Annotated in this window: 20 protein-coding genes; 9 read left to right on the top strand and 11 right to left on the bottom strand. The window is 71.5% G+C overall.

Annotated elements, in window-relative coordinates:
- Window positions 1-17 precede the first annotated feature (17 nt).
- The 3 genes from AAFF41_RS25805 to AAFF41_RS25795 all read right to left on the bottom strand — a co-directional run bounded on the left by AAFF41_RS25805 (window position 18) and on the right by AAFF41_RS25795 (window position 1,758).
- Window positions 18-491: a VOC family protein gene (locus AAFF41_RS25805; RefSeq protein ID WP_319750186.1), complete on the bottom strand. Its 474-nt coding sequence runs from the start codon at window positions 489-491 to the stop codon at window positions 18-20.
- Between the two features lie 25 nt (window positions 492-516).
- Window positions 517-1,026, bottom strand: a complete 510-nt coding sequence (locus AAFF41_RS25800; RefSeq protein WP_319750185.1) for an allene oxide cyclase barrel-like domain-containing protein — start codon at window positions 1,024-1,026, stop codon at window positions 517-519.
- 135 nt (window positions 1,027-1,161) lie between these two features.
- Entirely contained in the window at window positions 1,162-1,758 is a 597-nt protein-coding gene (locus tag AAFF41_RS25795; RefSeq protein WP_319750184.1) for a TetR/AcrR family transcriptional regulator, read from the bottom strand.
- Between the two features lie 199 nt (window positions 1,759-1,957).
- On the opposite strand from AAFF41_RS25795, the gene AAFF41_RS25790 reads away from it, so the two are divergent.
- On the top strand, window positions 1,958-2,557 hold the full coding sequence (locus tag AAFF41_RS25790; RefSeq protein ID WP_343324689.1) for an ATP-binding protein: 600 nt from the start codon (window positions 1,958-1,960) through the stop codon (window positions 2,555-2,557).
- A 25-nt stretch (window positions 2,558-2,582) separates the two neighbouring features.
- Here AAFF41_RS25790 and AAFF41_RS25785 read toward each other — a convergent pair whose 3' ends face one another.
- The gene (locus AAFF41_RS25785) at window positions 2,583-3,146 is read right to left on the bottom strand and encodes a CGNR zinc finger domain-containing protein (RefSeq protein WP_319750182.1); all 564 of its coding nucleotides are present in this window, start codon (window positions 3,144-3,146) and stop codon (window positions 2,583-2,585) included.
- A 117-nt stretch (window positions 3,147-3,263) separates the two neighbouring features.
- Here AAFF41_RS25785 and AAFF41_RS25780 point away from each other — a divergent pair, with 117 nt between their 5' ends.
- The 3 genes from AAFF41_RS25780 (at window position 3,264) to AAFF41_RS25770 (ending at window position 5,530) form a co-directional block, all read left to right on the top strand.
- Complete coding sequence (locus AAFF41_RS25780) at window positions 3,264-3,449, top strand: hypothetical protein (protein WP_097285545.1); 186 nt, start codon at window positions 3,264-3,266, stop codon at window positions 3,447-3,449.
- A gap of 202 nt (window positions 3,450-3,651) precedes the next feature.
- The gene (locus tag AAFF41_RS25775) at window positions 3,652-4,200 is read left to right on the top strand and encodes a hypothetical protein (protein WP_319750181.1); all 549 of its coding nucleotides are present in this window, start codon (window positions 3,652-3,654) and stop codon (window positions 4,198-4,200) included.
- Window positions 4,201-4,435: 235 nt separating this feature from the next.
- Window positions 4,436-5,530, top strand: coding sequence for a chitinase (locus tag AAFF41_RS25770; protein WP_319750180.1), 1,095 nt, complete (start codon window positions 4,436-4,438; stop codon window positions 5,528-5,530).
- On the opposite strand, the gene AAFF41_RS25765 is transcribed toward AAFF41_RS25770, so the two are convergent.
- Window positions 5,527-5,841 (bottom strand): hypothetical protein, encoded by a 315-nt coding sequence (locus AAFF41_RS25765; protein ID WP_343324688.1) that lies wholly within the window; start codon window positions 5,839-5,841, stop codon window positions 5,527-5,529. The two genes, AAFF41_RS25770 and AAFF41_RS25765, sit on opposite strands and share 4 nt — an antisense overlap.
- On the opposite strand from AAFF41_RS25765, the gene AAFF41_RS25760 reads away from it, so the two are divergent.
- Window positions 5,840-6,307, top strand: coding sequence for a DUF5990 family protein (locus tag AAFF41_RS25760; protein WP_225900394.1), 468 nt, complete (start codon window positions 5,840-5,842; stop codon window positions 6,305-6,307). The genes AAFF41_RS25765 and AAFF41_RS25760 overlap by 2 nt on opposite strands.
- A gap of 60 nt (window positions 6,308-6,367) precedes the next feature.
- Here the strand turns inward: AAFF41_RS25760 and tatA are convergent, their stop codons facing one another.
- Window positions 6,368-6,622, bottom strand: a complete 255-nt coding sequence (gene tatA / locus AAFF41_RS25755) for a Sec-independent protein translocase subunit TatA (RefSeq protein ID WP_319750178.1) — start codon at window positions 6,620-6,622, stop codon at window positions 6,368-6,370.
- Between the two features lie 78 nt (window positions 6,623-6,700).
- Here tatA and AAFF41_RS25750 point away from each other — a divergent pair, with 78 nt between their 5' ends.
- Complete coding sequence (locus tag AAFF41_RS25750; RefSeq protein WP_388409731.1) at window positions 6,701-8,215, top strand: LCP family protein; 1,515 nt, start codon at window positions 6,701-6,703, stop codon at window positions 8,213-8,215.
- 314 nt (window positions 8,216-8,529) lie between these two features.
- Here AAFF41_RS25750 and mgtA read toward each other — a convergent pair whose 3' ends face one another.
- From mgtA to AAFF41_RS25735, 3 genes are all read right to left on the bottom strand, one after another.
- Window positions 8,530-11,247 (bottom strand): magnesium-translocating P-type ATPase, encoded by a 2,718-nt coding sequence (gene mgtA, locus AAFF41_RS25745; protein ID WP_343324687.1) that lies wholly within the window; start codon window positions 11,245-11,247, stop codon window positions 8,530-8,532.
- Window positions 11,240-11,602, bottom strand: a complete 363-nt coding sequence (locus AAFF41_RS25740; RefSeq protein ID WP_054231278.1) for an ArsR/SmtB family transcription factor — start codon at window positions 11,600-11,602, stop codon at window positions 11,240-11,242. Before AAFF41_RS25740 ends, mgtA begins: the two co-directional genes overlap by 8 nt.
- Window positions 11,603-11,750: 148 nt before the next feature.
- Window positions 11,751-13,529 (bottom strand): LCP family protein, encoded by a 1,779-nt coding sequence (locus tag AAFF41_RS25735; protein ID WP_343324686.1) that lies wholly within the window; start codon window positions 13,527-13,529, stop codon window positions 11,751-11,753.
- 280 nt (window positions 13,530-13,809) lie between these two features.
- Between AAFF41_RS25735 and AAFF41_RS25730 the strand changes: the two genes are divergently transcribed.
- From AAFF41_RS25730 to AAFF41_RS25720, 3 genes are all read left to right on the top strand, one after another.
- On the top strand, window positions 13,810-14,877 hold the full coding sequence (locus AAFF41_RS25730; protein ID WP_425526163.1) for a permease: 1,068 nt from the start codon (window positions 13,810-13,812) through the stop codon (window positions 14,875-14,877).
- Window positions 14,874-15,635: a TIGR03943 family putative permease subunit gene (locus AAFF41_RS25725; protein ID WP_343324685.1), complete on the top strand. Its 762-nt coding sequence runs from the start codon at window positions 14,874-14,876 to the stop codon at window positions 15,633-15,635. Before AAFF41_RS25730 ends, AAFF41_RS25725 begins: the two co-directional genes overlap by 4 nt.
- Window positions 15,636-15,766: 131 nt before the next feature.
- Window positions 15,767-16,762 (top strand): NAD-dependent epimerase/dehydratase family protein, encoded by a 996-nt coding sequence (locus AAFF41_RS25720; RefSeq protein WP_343324684.1) that lies wholly within the window; start codon window positions 15,767-15,769, stop codon window positions 16,760-16,762.
- Window positions 16,763-16,814: 52 nt separating this feature from the next.
- Here AAFF41_RS25720 and AAFF41_RS25715 read toward each other — a convergent pair whose 3' ends face one another.
- Complete coding sequence (locus AAFF41_RS25715) at window positions 16,815-17,945, bottom strand: sensor histidine kinase (RefSeq protein WP_054231388.1); 1,131 nt, start codon at window positions 17,943-17,945, stop codon at window positions 16,815-16,817.
- Window positions 17,946-18,010: 65 nt separating this feature from the next.
- On the bottom strand, window positions 18,011-18,781 hold the full coding sequence (locus AAFF41_RS25710) for a response regulator transcription factor (RefSeq protein ID WP_054231271.1): 771 nt from the start codon (window positions 18,779-18,781) through the stop codon (window positions 18,011-18,013).
- Between the last annotated feature and the right edge of the window lie 5 nt (window positions 18,782-18,786).

The raw sequence follows: 18,786 nt of genomic DNA, 5'->3' as shown, positions 1-18,786 counted from the left end.
GTCGCGGGCGCGCGGTGTCAGCGGCCGGGGGCCCGCTTCCTCACCTCCTGGAGCACCCAGCCGTTGCCGTCCGGGTCGCTGAAGGTGGCGTAGGAGCCGTAGTCGGCGCGGTCGGGGTGCGGGCCGGGCACCCGTTCCGCCTCCCCGCCCTGGTAGGTGACCCCCTGGGCGCCGTGGCCGTGCTGGAAGATCCCTCCGGCGTCGTGGAACACCTCGCTCATCTCGACGCCCCGGCCGCTGAGCTCCGCGTGGGCCTTCTCGATGTCCGGGACGATGAGGTACAGGCCCCGGACCGAACCGGGCTCGGCGGAGGTGACCCCCTTGCCGAAGATGATGGCGCATTCGGAGCCGGGCGGCGTGAACTGCACCACCCGGTAGTCGTCATGGGCGGCGTGGTCGGCGTCCATCCGGAATCCCGCCGCCTCGTAGAAACTCCTGGCCCGGTCGACGTCGGAGACAGGCAGCACGATGACTTCGAGTTTCAGGTCCATGCGGATGTCTTTCTTCTCGACGGAGTCAGGTTCCTGATGAGGCGTCAAGGGTGAGGTGGAAGGTGAGGTTCCGTACCGTCTTCCCGGCGGGGACGGTGTGGACGTAGCCCCGAGCCGAACTGAAGGCACCCGAACCGCCGGTGACGGCGATGTCGATGGAGGGGGCCGGCGGCAGGTGGAGCAGCGCCTGCGAGGCGATCTGCCCCTGCGGCAGAGCGAAGGTTCCGACGCACTGGAGCTCGTCCGGATCGAGGTGGACATGGACGCAGACCACGCTGTGGTCGCCGATCCTCCGGCCGTCGCGGTACAAGTCCTCGGCGATGACGAGCTCGTCGCCCCGGCTGAGCCCCTTCTTGCCCAGGTCGAGGGATTCGGACTGGGTCTGTTTGGCGACCAACTGGAACACCTGCGTGCGCGGTTGGGTGTCCGGTCGGCCGTACGGGGTTGACGTCGCGGCCGATGCCGGCGGGGCGACGACGAGGGCGGCGGCCAGGCCCGCGACCGCACTCAAGCAGCGCTGACTGATCCTGCGCATGGTGGGTCTCCCACAAGGGGCGGATAGGTGCCCTTCATTCCCAACGTACCGGTTCGCACGTCCCCTCGCGCGACGTCGCCCACGGGGTCGCCCACGGGGTCACCCACGGCGTCTCCCCCAGCGGGGCGGCGTTCGCTACGTGGTTCGCCAGCCGGGTTCGAGGCGGTCGAGGAGGACGCGGAAGGCCGCGTCGGCCGCGTCCCAGTCCCTGTCGACCACGGGTGCGACGAGCAGACCGAAGCACGCGTCGACCAGGAGGACGGCCTCGGTGCGCGCTCGCGCCTCGGGCAGGCCCATGTCGCGGAAGACGGAGGTGAGCAGGCCCGTCCACTCGGCGAGCGTGTCGCGCATGACGGGTCCGTATCGGTCGGGGTGGAGCAGACCGGTGACCATGATCTCGAGATAGAGGGGGAGCGCGGCGCGCAGGTCGGGGTCGGCGAACTGCTGCCAGACCTCTTCCATGAAGCCGCGGGCCCATGCCGGGTCCCTGGGAGCGTCGACGACGCCGAGCAGGCTCCGGGTGCGCAGGAGCGGTCGCCGCTCGTCCAGGGCGAGCGCCTCGGCGACCATGCGTTCCTTGGTGCCGAAGTAGTACAGGAGCATGCGGTCGCTGGTGCCCAGGGCCCGGGCCAGCGGGCGGAGGGACAGGTCCACCAGGCCATTGCGGATCATGTACTCGCGGACCCGGTCCAGCAGGTCGCGTCGTTTGGCCGGGTCGGGCGGGCGCGGCATGGAGGCTCCCGTGCGGTCGGAGGTGCGGTGTCCGATTCATTACTTTCGTTGAGGTATTTACTGTAGTGCCCGCTACGCGTATATTTGAACTGTAGCGAGTGCTACGCGAATGCGAGGCCAGGCACGCCCTGCCCCGTCAGCGGCGCACTTCCGCCGCGGCAACCACGGCCGCCGACGCTCCAGAAGGGACTGATTCTCCATGGCCTTCCAGGCCATCGGCCTCACCGCGACCCCGCGCAGGGGACTCGTTGCCCGGCTTTGCCGCCGACAGGAAGAGCAGGAGGAGTCGGGGCGGAAGGCCCCACTCACCTCGTGGTTCGCCCGGCACCAGGCTCTCTGGTCGCGCACGCTGGCACCCGTACGTCCCTTTGACGCGCCTCGCGGCCGTGCCACCGACTGGGACGCCTCCTGGCCCCTGCCGCGGGAGCTGACCTCGGTCCGCCAGGGCCGCCGCCTGGTGACCGGACAACTGGGCGACTGGGGTCTGCGGGACCTGGCCGACACGGCCGAGCTCCTGGTCAGCGAACTGGTCACCAACGCCCTGTGCCACACGCGCGGCCCACTGCGGCTCAACCTGCAGGTGCGCGAATCCCGCCTGCGGTGCGAGGTCGAGGACACCGACCCCACCGGGCCCGTACGGCGTGTCGTCGACGCCGACGCGGAAGGCGGGCGCGGCATCGACCTGCTCGACCTGCTCGCCGAGGCCTGGGGCAGCACCACCACCGCCACCGGCAAGACCATGTGGTTCCAACTGCCGGCGAAGGCGTCCTCGCCGCAGGGGTCAGCCGCCTCCGACTGAGCCGGCGCGCGGCGCCGACCGTCGATCAGGCGGTCGCGACCGTCCGCGTCTCCCTCTTGCGGGCGCGGTAGGCCGCGGCCTTGATCCTGTTGCCGCAGGACTCCATGCCGCACCACTGCCGACGCATGCCCCGCGAGCGGTCGATGTAGATCCGGGTGCACTCCGGGTTGCCGCACTCCTTCAGCAGCGGCACATCCGGTCCGCCCAGCAGCTCGACGGCGAGCCGCGCCACCGTCGACAGCGCTTCCTCCGGGGTCGCCGCCGTCCACCGGCCCGCCGGAGTGAGCTGCGGTGTCGCCGCGGCGTTCCGGGCCGCGGCGTTCAGCACGGCCAGGGCCTCGTCGTCGTACGCCTCGCCCAGCCGGCGGGCGGTGACCAGCGCGTAGACGGCCTCCCGCAGCGCCGTCGCCCGCCCGACGTCGGAGTCCTGGCTCGCGGAGACGGAGTCGACGACTCCGGACTCCAGGTACCAGGCGTCGAGGCGGTCCGGTGAAGCGAGCATCTCGAACCGCAGCGAGCGGCGAGCGCGGAGTGTCGCGGCGAAGTCGAGGGCCGGGTTCCCGCAGACGAAGACGTGATCCAGATTCACATCACCATCTTGACAGGTGATGCGCGGGGCCGGAACATCTGGGCATCATCACCAGTTGAGTAGGTGACTGATCGATGTCGCCGACCGGGGTGCACCTACCGAAGCGAGGTACGCGAGATGACACAGACAGAGCGGACGGAGACGGCCCCCGACGCCGCGGAGGCGGCACGCCGGGCGCGGTTCGGCACGCTGCCGGAGCGCGTTCGGGTCGAGGACACGGTCGAGGAACGGCCCGCCACGGTGCCCGACCCGGCGCGAGACGCGTACAGCGCGGACGAGTGGCTCGTCCGTTACTGCCTGTGAACGGAAAGGAGTCCGGGATGACGACCAGAACACCACAGGTCCTCAGAGCACTGACAGCGATCGCGGCGGTGCTCGTGATCGGCTTCGGCTGCTTCACGCAGGTCTTCTGACAACACAGGATTTCCCCTGTTCTCGCGAGCCCAGCCGGCGCCGCGTGTCCGGTGATCCGTTACGCTGACCGCCGCTGACCTCAGGGGGAGACATGTTCGGCAAGCGGCTGCTGGTGGCCGGAGCGACCGCGGTCCTCATAGCCGGGCTGGGCGCGTGCGGCGGTGGGGGCGGCGGCGCGCGCGGCGTGGACTCGGGAGCCGTGACCGATGCCGGTCAGGGCAGTACGGGCACCGCCCAGAAGGCCTCGCCGAGCCCGGACACCGTCTCCGGACTCAAGGACTCGGTCCGCCACCTCGCCGCGAAGACCACCAGGGCCACCCGCCCGCACCTGGTCAGGAAGTGCACGTCCGCCACCCGGCAGGTCAGGCACACCCAGCGCACGGGCACGGGCACGCACAGGACGACCCGCACCTGGTACACCACGGAGCGGTACCAGAGCTGCAAGAAGGTCCGCACGGGCACCGAGACGTACACGCGAACCGTTCGGCCGCAGCGGTGGTGCGTAAGCCTGGACGACGTCGCCGGCGACACCGCCAGGGACGACGTCTGGTACCAGGTCACCCCGGCCACCTACAACGAAGCCCATGGCGCGGACGAGCACGCCCGCATGGAGTTCACCCCGACCGGCACCGGCTGCTGAACAACACTCGCCGCGCGACTCGGCCGGGGAACAGCCCGGTTCCGAGAACGGCCGCACCATGTTCTGAACAGTTAACTGTAAAGAACCTTGACAGACAATTGGTCTAGTCCAACCATGGTCCCTGTTCGCCCTTGGTCATGGAGAGCTCTCCGGCGTGTACCGACCGGTGGACATCGCACGAACCTTTCCGGATTCCCGCTGTCCCACCTGCTCTTCCTTCACCATGGGAGCGTCCATGAGACGATCTGGGCCACTTCGCGCGCTGCTGTCCGGCGCCACCGCGACCACTCTCACAGCCGGGCTGGTCGCGCTCGGCGGAGGCGGCGCGCTCGCCGCGGAGCGGGCACCCGCGCAGGTGGCGCGGCACATGCCCGCGCATGTGGCGGCGCCGTACTTCGAGGCGTGGACGGGCGAGAGCCCCGCCGCCCTCGCCGCCGAGTCGGGCAACAAGTACCTCACGATGGCCTTTCTCCAGACGGCCGCGACGGGCTCGTGCACCGCGTACTGGAACGGCGCCTCCACCCAGCCGATCGCCGAGGCGACCTTCGGCGGGGACATCGCCACGATCCAGGCGCACGGCGGCAACGTCGTCCCGTCCTTCGGCGGCTACAGCGCCGACACCACCGGAACCGAACTGGCCGACAGTTGCACCGACATCGACGCCATCGCCTCGGTCTACGAAAGCCTCGTCAAGACCTACGGCGTCACCCGGATCGACCTCGACATCGAGGCCGACTCCATCAACAACACCGCCGGGATCGACCGCCGCAACAAGGCCATCGCCAAGGTGGAGCGCTGGGCCGAACGGACCGGCCGCAGCGTGCAGTTCTCCTACACTCTGCCGACCACCGCCACGGGCCTCGCACCCAACGGCGTGGCGCTGCTGCGCAACGCCGTCGACAACGGCGCGCGCGTGGACGTCGTCAACATCATGACGTTCGACTACTGGGACGGAGCCACCCACGACATGGCGGCCGACACCAGGACCGCCACCTCCGGGCTGCACGACCAACTCGCCGCGCTCTACCCGAAGAAGAACCCGGCGAAGCTCTGGCACATGATCGGCGTCACCGAGATGCCCGGCATCGACGATTACGGCCCGGAGGAGACCTTCACCCCGCAGGACGCGGTGAAGGTGGAGAACTGGGCGGTCGCCAAGGGCATCGACACGCTCTCCTTCTGGGCCCTCCAGCGCGACAACGGCGGTTGCGTGGGCACGGCCGGCGCCAACTCCTGCTCCGGCATCGCCCAGGACACCTGGACCTTCAGCCACATCTTCGAGCCGTTCGCGCGGGGCATCCGCGTCGGTACCGGATCCGGCATCGGCTAGGGGCCTCTCCCGTCCCCCATGGCGTCTCGCCCGCGCGAAACCCCCAGGTCGGGAACCTGGGGGTATCCCGTGTGGTCCGTCGAGACGGTGCCCGTGCTGGAGCCCGAGAAGGTCACCCCGGCGCCACCGGGGAATCCCACACCCCACAGGTGGTTGCCGTTCGAGTCTCTTTCGACCTTGCAGATCGCGCTGGACGCGGTACCGGGCGCGGCGGCGGGCCACGCGTGGGCGGTGACCGCGGGGCCCAGCGCGAGTGCGGGGACGACGCTCGTGGAGAACCGTCGCCGGATTGGCGGGATGATGGTCGGCATGCGCATCCGTATCGACGCCGTCGACCTGCCCGGCCGCACCTGTCCGGCCCCCGTCGGCAGCGGTGCGCCGACGTACGACAACATCCACGTGGCCGTACAACGCCGGGACCGTCCGGCCGAACTCCTCGAACCGCAGCCCGGCGACGCCGCGTCCGCGACCTGGACCCTGGAGTGCACCGCGCTCGCCTCGCCGACCGGCACGGAGGTCAAAGGGCCCTATGTGCAGGACCGTCTGGGCCGCCGGTTCATCTACCTGTCATGGGGCACGGTCGACGAGTCGGGCGTCTTCAGCATGTTCCGGCGCGCCAAGCTCATGCTCGACGTCGTCCCCGCCGAGGTGCTCGCCGCCGCCGCGCGTGAGGGGCTGCTGGTAGGACGTCTCGGCCTGACCGACGCGCACGGCAACCCCCTGTGCGCGCGGGTCGAACCCCCGCACATCACGTGGACCGCCGAGTCCGCCTCGTAGACACCCGGGGTGCGGACCTCGACCGACCAGGCCGCAGGGCAGGCCTGTTGAGGAGGACCCTCAGCGGGTCGTGGTGCCCTCGCCGACCGCGCGGGCCGACGCGGCCTCGGGCGCGCTCTCGGACCGGGGCGCGGCGGAGGGCACGGTGGAGGGTGCGGTGCCGTCGTGCTTCATGGCACTGGTCTCGCTCTTGAGGATGCGCATCGACTTGCCCAGCGCGCGGGCGGTGTCGGGCAGTCTCTTCGAGCCGAACAGCACGATGATCACGATCGCCACGATCAGCAGGTGCCAGGGTTCCAGTCCGTTGCGGAGCATCCCGCCCACCTCTTCCCTTCACTGTTGCTACGTTGCGCAACTTTACAACCATCGGGCGGGGCCGAGCGTCCCCTACATATGAGTCGGACGGATGAGAGCACACGTGTGACGAACAGTGACCAGGCGCGACCACCGCGTCGCAGACGGGGCCCTCTGCGGATCGCCCTCGTCGTGGCCCTGTCCGTGCTCCTGCTCGGCACGGCCGGACTCGGCTGGATCTATCTGAAGCTGAACGGCAACATCAACACCTTCGGCGCCGACGGTCTCTCCAAGGACCGGCCGGCCGGTGCGACGAAGGGCGAGAACGTCCTCGTCATCGGCTCGGACGCGCGCACGGACGGAAACAGCGCGCTGGGCGGCGGCGACAAGGGCGACATCGGCCGCTCCGACACCGCGTTCCTGCTGCACGTCTACGCAGACCACCGGCACGCCGTCGCCGTCTCGATCCCCCGCGACACACTGGTCACCCTCCCCCCGTGCAAGCTCCCGGACGGGAAGTGGACCAGGACGCGGCCGAACACGATGTTCAACGAGGCGTACTCCGTGGGGCAGACGGCCAAGGGCAACCCGGCCTGCACCCAGAACACGGTCGAGAAGCTGACCGGCCTGCGCGTCGACCACACCGTCGTCATCGACTTCAAGGGCTTCGCGGCACTGACGCGGGTCGTCGGCGGGGTGAACGTGTGCCTCCCGCAGGACGTGTACGAGAAGGACCTCAACCCCAACCGTGCCACCCGGGGCGGGCTGCTCTTCAGGAAGGGTGAGCAGAAGCTCTCCGGGCAGCGGGCGCTGGACTACGTCCGCATCCGGCACGGTATCGGCGACGGCTCCGACATCGGCCGCATCAAACGCCAACAGGCCTTCGTCGCCAGCCTGGTGAAAAAGGTGAAGAGCGACGGGCTCACCCCCACCGGACTGCTGCCGCTCGCCGACGCCGCGACGAAGTCGCTGACCGTCGACCCGGGGCTGGGAACGGCGAAGCAGCTGATCTCGTTCGCGATGTCCTTGAGGAACATCGACCTCCACGACACCAAGTTCGCCACCATCCCCTGGCGGTACCAGGGGGAGCGGGTCGCGATCGTCCAGCCGGACGCCGATCAGCTGTGGGCCGCGCTCAAGGCCGACCGCACCCTCGACGGCACCGACGCCGGTGGCAAGAAGGGCGGGCAGACCGCCCCCGCGGCCACCTCGCCCGGCATCGCCGCGGAGGTCTCGGGGGACGGTGTCGACGTCGCCGTCTACAACGGCACCACCACCCGCGGCCTGGCCTCGCGCGCCGCGACGGCCCTCACCGAGCACGGCTTCACCGTCACCGGTACCGCGAACGCGGTCGACCGGGACCGCGCCGACACGGTGATCGAGTACGGCGCGGGCCTGCGGACCCGGGCCGAGACGGTCGCCCGGCTCTTTCCCGGCGCCGAACTGAACTCCGTGCCGGGCGCGGGCGTCGACGTCGTCCTGGGCCGGAGCTACGCCGCCCAGGGCAGTACGTCGGCCTCACCCGCGTCCACGCCCACGGCCCTCCCCACTTCGGTGGCGCGTGACGCGCGCTCCGCCGACGACGACGTGTGCTCCAACCTGTCCTACGGATAGACCGCATCTGCCGGAGACGGAGTGGCCTCGGGCGGAGTGGTCGCGGACGAAGGAGTACCGGACGAAGGAGCGGGGGGTGAAGGAGCGTGGGGTGAAGGAGTGACGGGTGAAGGAGTGGCACGCGGAGGGGCGACGTGCGAAGGGGTGGCCTGCGGAGTGTTGGCCGCCCGCACGATGACGTAGAGCGCCAGGGCGAGGACCAGCAGAGTGAGCCACCGCCACCGCGTCCAGGATGCGGCCATGTCCCGCCTTCTCTCTTCCGCCCGTTCACCGGTGCGCCGAGGCGAATCGCTGGAGGGAAGAGTAAGCCCGCGTCACCCTCCGTCGTGGATGCGCTCGCCGCGCGCCCCTTGATCACTGTGGAAGATCCCGCCGTCGCCCTCGGAGCGACGGCGTTCGTAGCGTGACCGTGTGGCCACCAGCCCCACCGCGTACAGGCCGAGGACCGCGACGAGCAGCAGGTAGTAGAGGGCGGGCAGTGCGGTCATGCCCAGCGGCGGGCCGAGCGGGGAGAGCGGCAGCGCGAGGCCGGCGGCGGTGAGGGCGGTCGCGCCCCAGCCGACGGGACCCGGTTTCCACCGGCCCTCGGTGCCCCGGCGGCCGAGCCGCAGCAGGAGCATCACCAGGGCCTGGGTGAGCAGGTTCTCGGTGAACCAGCCGGAGTGGAACACGGACTCGTCGTTCGCCGTCCCGGGCCCGTGCACGGCGAGCGCGAGGACGCCGAAGGTCGCGAGGTCGGCGACGGCGTTCAGCAGGCCGAAGCCGGTGATGAAACCCAGCAGATCGCGCGAGCGCAGCACGGTGGGGCGCTTCAGGGTGCCCGGCGCGGGACGGTCGTAGGCGAAGGCGAGCTGGGCCGCGTCGAAGCACATGTTCTGCACGAGGACCTGCGTCGGCAGCATCGGCAGGAAGGGCAGCAGGATGCCCGCCGCGAGCATCGCGATCACGTTGCCGAGGTTGGAGGAGAGGGTGACCCGCAGATAGGTGCCGATGTTGCCGCTGGAGTAGCGGCCCGCGGTGATCGCGTGCGAGATCGCGGTGAGGTCCTTGTCGGCCAGCACCACGTCGGCGCTCTCCCGGGCCAGGTCGGTGGCGTCGCGCGGGCAGATCCCGACGTCCGCGGCGTGCAGCGCGGGCAGGTCGTTGACACCGTCGCCGAGGTAGCCGGTGGCGTGTCCGCGTGCGCGCAGTGCGACGGTGATACGCGCCTTGTGCTCAGGCGTGCAGCGGGCGAGGACGGTGGTGCGGTCGGCGACTTCGCCGAGTTCGGTGTCCGTGAGACCGTCGAGGTCGGCGGCGGTGCGTACCTCACCGGGGTCGAGGCCCAGGTCGCGGCAGACGCGGGCGGCCGTGCCCGGATGGTCCCCGGTCAGCACCCGTACGGCGACGCCCTGGTCGGCGAGCACCCGCAGCGCTTCGGCCGCGCTCGGTACCAGCGCGTCCCGCAGCGTGACGAACCCCTCGAAGGTCAGGCCGCGTTCGTCGGCCGGGGTGTAGTCGCGGTGGCGGGCGGGGCGTACGGCGGTGGCGACCGCCAGGACGCGCAGCCCGTCGTCCGTCAGCTCGTGGGCGCGGGCGAGCAGCCGTGTGCGCTCCTGCGGCTCCAGCGCACAGCGCTCCAGTACGGCTTCGGCGGCGCCCTTGACCAGGAGGGTGTGGGAGCCGAGGGTGCCGGGGGTGCGCACGACGGCGGTGGTGAGTCGGCGTACGGGATCGAAGGGCAGCGCCGCGATCCCGTCGTACGCCGTCAGGTCGTCCTCGTCGGCCGTCCGCAGGAGCGCCTCGTCGAGGGCGTCGGGCGCCGGCAGGTCGGCGAGTTGCAGTGTCCACCAGGCGGCCGCGGTCGCCCGGCGCAGTACCTCGGGCGCGTCCTCGCCGTCCGCGTCCAGCGCGCGGTCGACGACCGGCCGGTCCTGGGTGAGGGTGCCGGTCTTGTCCACGCAGAGCACGTCGATGGCGCCGAGATCGTGGAGCGCGGGCAGCCGCTTCACGATCACCCCGTGCGTACGGGCCAGCAGCGACGCCCCGCGGGCCAGGCAGGTCGTGATGATGACCGGCAGCATCTCCGGGGTCATCCCGACCGCCACCGCGACGGCGAACGGCAGGGTCTCCAGGCCCCGCCCGCGCAGGGCCGCGCCCGCCATCAGGACCAGCGGCGGGGTGAGCAGCATGAACCGGATGAGGATCCAGGAGACGCCGTGCACGGACCGGTCGAAGGCGCTCGCCTCCCGCCGCCCCGGGTCCCGGTGGCCCTCGGCGAACCGGGTGTGCGCGCCGGTCGCCACGACCACGGCGGTGCCGCTGCCGGAGGCGACACTGCTGCCCTGGAAACACAGCTGCGGCTGCTCGAACAGTTCACCCGCCGTGGTGCCCGGCGCGTCGACCGGGTACTTGGCGACCGGCGCCGACTCGCCGGTGAGCGCCGCCTGGTACACGGTCAGCCCACCGGCCCGCAGCAGCCGTACGTCGGCGGGGACCAGGTCGCCAGGACCGAGGCGGATCACATCCCCCGGCACCAGCTGGTCGACCGGGAGGTCACGGTCGGTGGGTACCGCGTCCGCGTCGGTCCTGCGCAGCACGGTGGCGGTGCTGGCGACCAAGTCGCGCAACGCCGCCATCGAACGGTCGGCCCGGTGCTCACCGGACGACCGCAGCACACAACTGACCACCACCAGTACGGTGATCACGCTCGCGGTGCCCCAGGAGGCCACGAGCGCCGAGACCAGGCCGAGGCAGAGCAGTACGGCGGTGAACGGATCCCGCAGACTGCGCAGGAACCGCTCGAACCACGGAACGGGCCGCCGGGCGGGCGGGATGTTCTCCCCGAACCGGGCGAGGCGTTCGTCGGCCTGCGTCTGCGTCAGCCCCCGCGGACCGCTGTCCAGCCGCCGGAGCAGCTGGAGCGCGGTCGGCTCGCCGTGTCCCTTCCCACCCGAAGTTCCTTGAAGGACCCGGGGTTCCTCCGCCGCCGGGCCGTCCGCGCGGGCGGGGCGCTCGGCGCCCCCTCCCGCCGTCGCGGACGTCTCAGCCACCGATCCCGCGCAGCCTGCGTACGGGTGCCGATGCCTCCTCGGCGCGTGCGGCCAACTGTCCGACCATCACGCGCACCACGGTCACGACGTCGGGATCGTCGACGTAGTAGACCTGTCGGCGGCCTTCGCGCCGGGAGCGGACGAGGCCCGCGAGCTTCAGCTTCGACAGGTGCTGGCTGACGGCGGGCAGGGCGCCGCCGACACGCTCCGCGAGGTGGGTCACGTCGCTCTCACCCTGCGCGAGGGCCCACATGATGTGCAGCCGGGGCGAGGAGGCCAGCAGTCCGAACGCGGCGGCCGCGTCCGCCAGCACCTCGGCGGGCGGATCGTCGAAGCCACCGGCGTATGCCGTCACAGTCTCTTCTCCCGTCCCGCCCCGGGCATCCGTGCCCGCGTCCGCGCCGACCCAGTTTAGGCGTCCGTCCCCAGGACACCGCCACGGAACCGGCGGCTCCGGCTCCCCCGTCGTCCTCCCCCGTTGAACGAAGCTTTCGAACACCCGCTCACGGTGCCGAGTCCTTGATGCCGGAGGCTGCTCGGTAGGCCTGGGTGGGGGTCATGGCGACGCCGTTGAGACTGACGGTCCTGTACGGGCTGACCTTGGCGCAGGTTTTGGACTGGTCGGCGGTCTCGGCGTGGGCGTTGGAGGTGGCGGCCTTGGTGTCGGCGGGGGCGGGAGTGGTGGCGGGGTAGGCGGTGCCGCTCGTCCAGTCGGTGCCGATGACCAGGGTCAGGCCGGTGCCGGTGGCGTCGCTCTGCTTGAGGTGGGAGGTCGGCAGGCCCAGGGCCTTGGCGGCGGTCTGGGCCTCGGCCTTGTGTCCGCTGCCGTAGGTGAGGGTGGTCGTGGACGTGGTGCCGGCGGCGTTGCCGGTGGTGGTGCCGGAACTGAAGCCCTTGTCGAGCAGGGCGGTGGCGACGGCCGTGGCCCGGCCGGTGACGGTGGTGCCGTTCTCCACGGTGACCGCGATCTGCGCGGCGGGGACCGCGGAGGCGGAGGCCGTGGCTTTGGCTGTCGCGGAGGCCGCGGCGGTCTTGTCGCCCGAGGAGTCGGTCAGGGACTGGTCGTTCGCGATGGTGGCGAACAGGCTCTGGGCCGTGGCGGCGGGCACGAGCCGGTTGCTGTCGCCCGGGTCCGGCGCCGTCTGCATGGTGGTGAAGGTGATGCGCTTCGCCGGGACCTTGTCCACGTCGGCGGCGAGCCCGATCAGCTTTCTGATGCTGCCCAGTCCGGTGTCGACGGTGAGGGCCTTGGTCGCGGCGTCGGCCAGGCGGTAGACGGCGGTGGGGTCGGTGAGGGTGCCGGCGCTCTTGAACTTGCGGATCATCGAGCTGAGGAAGAGGTGCTGGGAGTAGGTGCGCCCCAGGTCGCTGCCGTCGCCGAAGCCGTGCCGGGAGCGGACGAACTCCAGGGCCGCCACGCCCTTGAGGGTGTGCGTGCCCTGAGCGAGTTTCAGGTGTGAGTAGGTGTCGTAGACGTCCTTGTCCACGCAGGCCGACACCCCGCCCACCGCGTCGGACATCTTCACCACGCCGGAGAAGTCGAGCTTGACGAAGTGGTCGATGGGGATGCCGGTGAGCCGGTGGACGGTGGCCACCTGACAGGCCGGCCCGTACTGCAGGGCGCTGTTGACCATGCCGGTGTAGCCGTTCGTGGAGACGCCGGTCTCGGTGTCCTTGCAGGCGGGGACGGTGGTCACGGTGTCGCGGGGGATGCTCATCACGGTGGCGTTGGAGCGGTCGGCGGATATGTGCATCACCATCTCCACGTCCGCGTTGGCCCCGGACTGCACACCGGTCTGTGAACAGCCGCCGCCGAGCTTGCAGTCACTCGCGTTGGTACGGCCGTCGCTGCCCATCACCAGGAGGTTGATCGGGGTCCTGCCGAAGGAGTCGGCCTTCTCCTTGCCCGCGCTGTCGCCCGAGCCGTCGGTCAACGGGACGCTGTGGAGATTGCCGTTCAGATGCTCGTAGAACCACCACCCCACCCCCGCGGTGGCAAGGACCAGCGCCGACAGCGCTATCGCGGCCGTCCGCAGGATCCACCTGCCCCGGCCCACGGGCCGGGCCCGGCGCCCCGGGCCGGCCTTGGGACGCGCACGGGACCCCGTCCGGGAGGGCGCGGAGCGGGAGGGCGCATGACCGGAGGTCGCGGAACCGGAGGTCGCGGAACCGGAGGTCGCGGAACCGGAGGTCGCGGAACCGGAGATGTGGCGCTGCCGGGGCACCCCGCGTGTGTGGCTACGTGCGGCGTTGCCGGCGGGGGCGTCCCCAAGGTCAGTCATGTTCGCACTCCCACGAAACGGTCGGGCCGTTCAGGCATACGTCAGGCGTTGCGGGGACGCCCCACTTGCACAGTTGCGCAATATAACAACCCGGCCCGAGACCCGGCGCGGCTCCCACCCACCACCCCTTGAGAGGGCTCCGGAAGCGGGGGCGTTCCGACATCCGGAGTCGCCGGTCGACAGTGGTCCCGACTCATGACCGAGATGTGGTGAAGTCGTGGTGAGCCGTGGGGCCCGGGCCCGCTATGTTCGGTGCGATCATCCGAGATTCGGAGCTGGCGTGCAGAAGACAGACGAACGGGCCGTGGGGGCGGACGAACCGTCCACGGGGGCTGAGGCGGACGTGGCCGTCGCGGTCCCCGCGGCGGGGGCGAGTGCCAGCGGTCGCCGGCGCGACTGGCCCCGCCACTGGCCCCTTCTGCTCGGAGCGTGCGCGCTGTCCGGGCCCGCGTTCTACGTCCTCAGCCGGTGGATGGAACAACCGGCCATGCAGGCCTGGCGCACCGTCGCTCTCGCCGTCACCGTGCAGGCGCTGCCGTTCCTGCTGCTCGGCACGGCGCTGTCCGGCGCGATCAACGCGTTCGTGCCGGCCCGGGTGTTCACCCGGGTGCTGCCCCGGCGGCCCGTGCTCGCCGTCCCGGTCGCCGGAGTCGCCGGAGTCGTCCTGCCCGGCTGCGAATGCGCGTCGGTGCCGGTCGCCAACAGCCTGATCGGCCGCGGTGTCACCCCGGCCGCCGCGTTCGCGTTCCTGCTCTCGGCACCCGCCATCAACCCGGTCGTGCTGACCGCCACCGCCATCGCCTTCCCCGGCCACCCCGAGATGGTCCTGGCCCGGCTGCTCGCCTCGCTCGCCACCGCCGCCGTGATGGGCTGGCTGTGGCTCTTCCTGGGCCGCGACACATGGCTCAAGCCTGTCGTACGGCACACCGGGCACGAGCCCGAGCAGAGCCGCCTGCGGGAGTTCCGGCGCGGCTTCCAGCACGACTTCCTGCACGCGGGCGGCTTCCTGGTCCTCGGGGCCATGGCGGCGGCGACGTTCAACGTGGCGGTCCCGCGCACCGTGCTCGACGCGTTCTCCGGCTCTCCCTGGCTGTCGGTGCTATTCCTGGCCGCGCTCGCCATCCTGCTCGCGGTGTGCTCCGAGGCCGACGCCTTCGTCGCGGCCTCGCTCACCGGCTTCTCGCCCGTCGCCCGGCTGGCGTTCATGGTCGTCGGACCGATGGTCGACCTGAAACTGATCGCCCTTCAGGCGGGCACCTTCGGCCGGGCCTTCGCGGTCCGTTTCTCCACGGCCACGACGGTCGTCGCGATCCTGTGCAGCGCGCTCATCGGAGGAGTCCTGCTGTGAAACGCCCCCTCCAGGTGACCCTGCTCGTCCTCAGCGGCCTCGGCCTGCTGCACGCCTCGCTCTTCACCGACCTGAGCCTCAGGTTCGTCAAGGAGGGGATGCGTCCGATGCTGGTCGCGTCGGGGGTGCTGCTGCTCGTGCTGGGCGTGGCGGAGGCGTGGTCGAGCCAGAAGCCGGTCAGCGGCGACGCCGCCGACAGTCACGGTCACGGTCACGGTCACGACCAAGACGACGACCACGGCCACGACCACTCCACCGTGCCCCGTATCGCCTGGCTGCTCTTCCTCCCCGCGCTGAGTCTGCTCTTCTACGCCCCGCCGGCCCTCGGCGCGTACACCGCCGCCCGCGAGGCGCCCAAGGCCGTCACGGAGCAGAGGTACTTCGACCCGCTGCCCGCGACCTCGCCGATCCCGCTGACGCTCACCCAGTTCACCAGCCGGGTGCAGCAGGACCACAAGCGGGACATCGGGGGCCGTAGCGTCCGGATGACCGGTTTCGTCACGCCCGACGAGGGGGCCGACGGCTGGTACCTGACCAGGATCATCTTCACCTGCTGCGCGGCGGACGCCCAGTCCGTGAAGGTGCGGATCCATGGGGCGGCGGCCCTGCCCGCCAACACCTGGGTGACCGTCACCGGGACGTGGCACCCGGGCGGAACGCTGGGCACGAGTTCCGCCCCGGCCGCGCTGGACGCCCGTACCGTCAAGAAGGTCGCCAAGCCGGTGAACGCGTACACGGACGCCCTCCCGCTGTTCTAGGCCGGGCGTACCAGACCCACGTCATAGGCGAAGATCTCGGAGCCTCGGACGTCTCGGCGGGTCTTACGGACCCGTGACGTGACGGGCGCGGTACTGCCGTACGCCGCCGTCGCGGTCCTAGCGTTCGGCGTATGCGAGTACTGGTCACCGGCGGTGCCGGGTTCATCGGGTCCCATGTCGTCGAGGCGCTGACCGCGCACGGGCACGAGGCGGTCGTGTTCGACCTGCGCGACGGCCTGGACGTACGGGACGCCGAGGCGGTCGGCGCGGCGCTGACGGGCGTGGACGCCGTGTGCCATCAGGCGGCGATGGTGGGGCTGGGGAAGGGGTTCGACGACGCGGTCGCGTACGTGTCGCGCAACGACCTGGGCACGGCGGTGCTGCTCACCGCGATGGCCGACGCGGGGGTGCGCCACCTCGTGCTCGCCGGGTCGATGGTCGTGTACGGCGAGGGCGCGTACGGGTGTGAGTGGCACGGGCCGGTACGTCCCGGGCCCCGGACCGTCGCCGATCTCGACGCGGGGCGGTTCGAGCCCCGCTGCCCGCGGTGCGGCGAGGAACTGACACCCGGTCTGGTGCGCGAGGACGCTCCGGTCGACCCCCGGAACGTGTACGCGACCACCAAGCTGGCCCAGGAGCATCTGGCGGCGGCCTGGGCCCGGTCGACGGACGGTTCGGCGGTGTCACTGCGCTACCACAACGTGTACGGGCCCAGGATGCCGCGCGACACCCCCTACGCGGGCGTCGCCTCGTTCTTCCGGTCCGCGCTGGCCCGGGGCGAGGCGCCGCGGGTCTTCGAGGACGGCGGGCAGCGACGGGACTTCGTGCACGTACGGGATGTGGCCGCGGCCAATGTGGCGGCCCTGGAGGCGGGTTCGCGCTCCGGGGCCCTCACCGTCTACAACACCGGGAGCGGCGAGCCGCACACGGTCGGCGAGATGGCCCGGGCCCTGGCCACCGCCCACGGCGGGCCCGAGCCCGTGGTGACCGGGGAGTACCGCCTCGGCGACGTACGCCACGTCACGGCCGACTCCGCACGGCTGCGCGCCGAGCTGGGCTGGAAGCCCGAGACCGGCTTCGCGGAGGGGATGCGGGAGTTCGCGACGGCGAGGCTGCGCGGGGAGTAGGGGAGCAGCGGCAAGGGGCCCGCGCCTCACGCCCTCACCGTGGGTGGCCCCTTCACGCCCTCGCCATGGGCAGGGTGACCTCGAAGCGGCAGCCGCCGGGGACGTTGTGGACGGCGGCCTGGCCCTGGTGCGCCTCGACGATGCCCCGGACGATGGCCAGGCCCAGGCCCGCTCCGGCGGGAGGCGTACGGGCGTGGGTGCCGCGCCAGCCGGTGTCGAAGACGCGCGGGAGGTCCTCCTCCGGGATGCCGCCGCAGCCGTCGGTGACGGACAGGACGACGCCCGTGTCCGAGCGCTCGGCGGCGACCGCGACCGTGCCGTCGGCCGGGGTCCGGCGGATCGCGTTGACGAGGAGGTTGCCCAGCACCCGGCTCATCTCCTTGCCGTCCACCTCGACCGGCACCGGCTCGATCCGGTCCCCGACCAGGCGTACGCCGTACTCGCGGGCCAGCGGGTCCGCGCCCGCGAGGGCGTCGCCGACGAGGTCGTAGAGGGAGATGCGGGACGGCGACAGGGCGAGGGTCCCGGCGTGTATGCGGGAGAGTTCGAAGAGGTCGCCGACCATGTCGTTGAGGCGTTCGACCTCGGTGCGGATCTGCCGGAGGTAGCGGTCCGGGTCGGCGGCCACCCCGTCCTCCAGCGCCTCCGACATCGCCCGCAGTCCGGCGAGCGGGGTGCGCAGGTCGTGCGAGATCCAGGCGACGAGTTCACGGCGGGAGCTCTCCAGCGCGCGTTCACGGTCGCGGGACTCGGCGAGCTTCGCGCTGGTCGCCTGCAACTCCCGGCTCAGCGCGGCGAGTTCGGCGGTCGCCGCGCCGTCGGGGGCCGCGAAGTCGCCGCCGTCGCCGAAGGAGCGCGCGGCGAGGGTGAGCGCCCTGCTGCGGGCCACCACCCAACGGCCCAGCAACAGCGCCGTCGCCAGGGACACCACCGCCGCCATGGCCACCACGGTCGTGACCACGCCCAGGTCGTGCGAGGACAGGAACATCGCCCAGGCGACGGCCAGCGTCCCCGCGAGCATCGCGGTGACCGCCACGGCGGCGACGACGGCGAGGGACACGGTCAGCGACCGCCGCCGGATCAGCCACAGCGTCCCCGCGCCGAGCAGCCCGACCGCGGCGGCGCCGAGGAAGGCGTACAGGGCGATGAGCAGCATGTCGTGCGTGGAGTGCACGGTCTGCATGGCCTGCGTGACCTGCATGTCTTGCGTGACCTGCAGGGAGGTCACGGAGTGCATGGCGTGCATGGTCAGACCGCCTCCTCGTGGGGAGTCGGGGCCTCGTGGGGCGTGGGCTCCTCGAAGCGGTAACCGACCCCCCAGACCGTCTGGATCAGCCGTGGTCTGCCCGGATCCTCCTCGACCTTGCCCCGCAGCCGGCGCACGTGGACCGTGACCGTCGACAGGTCGCCGAAGTCCCAGCCCCACACCTCGCGCATCAGGTCCTCGCGGCTGTACGCCCGGCCGGGATTGCGGAGGAAGAACGCGAGCAGGTCGAACTCGCGGATGGTGAGGGCGAGATCCTCGCCGTTCCTGGTGGCGCGGCGGGCGTCGGGGTCGACGGCGAGACCGGCCAGCCGGAGGGGGCGCGTGCCCGCGGCGGGGCGGCTGCGGCGCAGTACCGACTCCACCCTCAGGACCAGTTCGCGGGGGCTGAAGGGCTTGGTGACGTAGTCGTCGGCGCCCACCTCCAGGCCGAGAATCCGGTCGTCCTCGTCTCCGCGCGCGGTGAGCATGATGACCGGCACGGGCCCGTGGCCGCGCATCCTGCGGCACACCTCCAGGCCGTCCATCCCCGGCAGCATCAGGTCCAGCACCACCAGGTCGGGCCAGTGCGCGGCGGCCCGGGCGAGCGCGGCGGGTCCGTCCGCGGCCCGGTCCACGACGTACCCGGCGCGGTCGAGGTAGCCGGAGACCACCTCGGCGACGGTGGGGTCGTCGTCGACGACGAGGATGCGGGCGCTCGGCCCGGACCCGCCCTGGGCAGGTCCGGTACCTGCGGATTCGTACGGCTGCTGCATGAATC

Source organism: Streptomyces mirabilis, from assembly GCF_039503195.1.
Taxonomy (GTDB): domain Bacteria; phylum Actinomycetota; class Actinomycetes; order Streptomycetales; family Streptomycetaceae; genus Streptomyces; species Streptomyces mirabilis_D.
The sequence above is the reverse complement of the archived record's forward strand: the minus strand, read 5'-3'. Positions and strand labels throughout refer to the sequence as shown.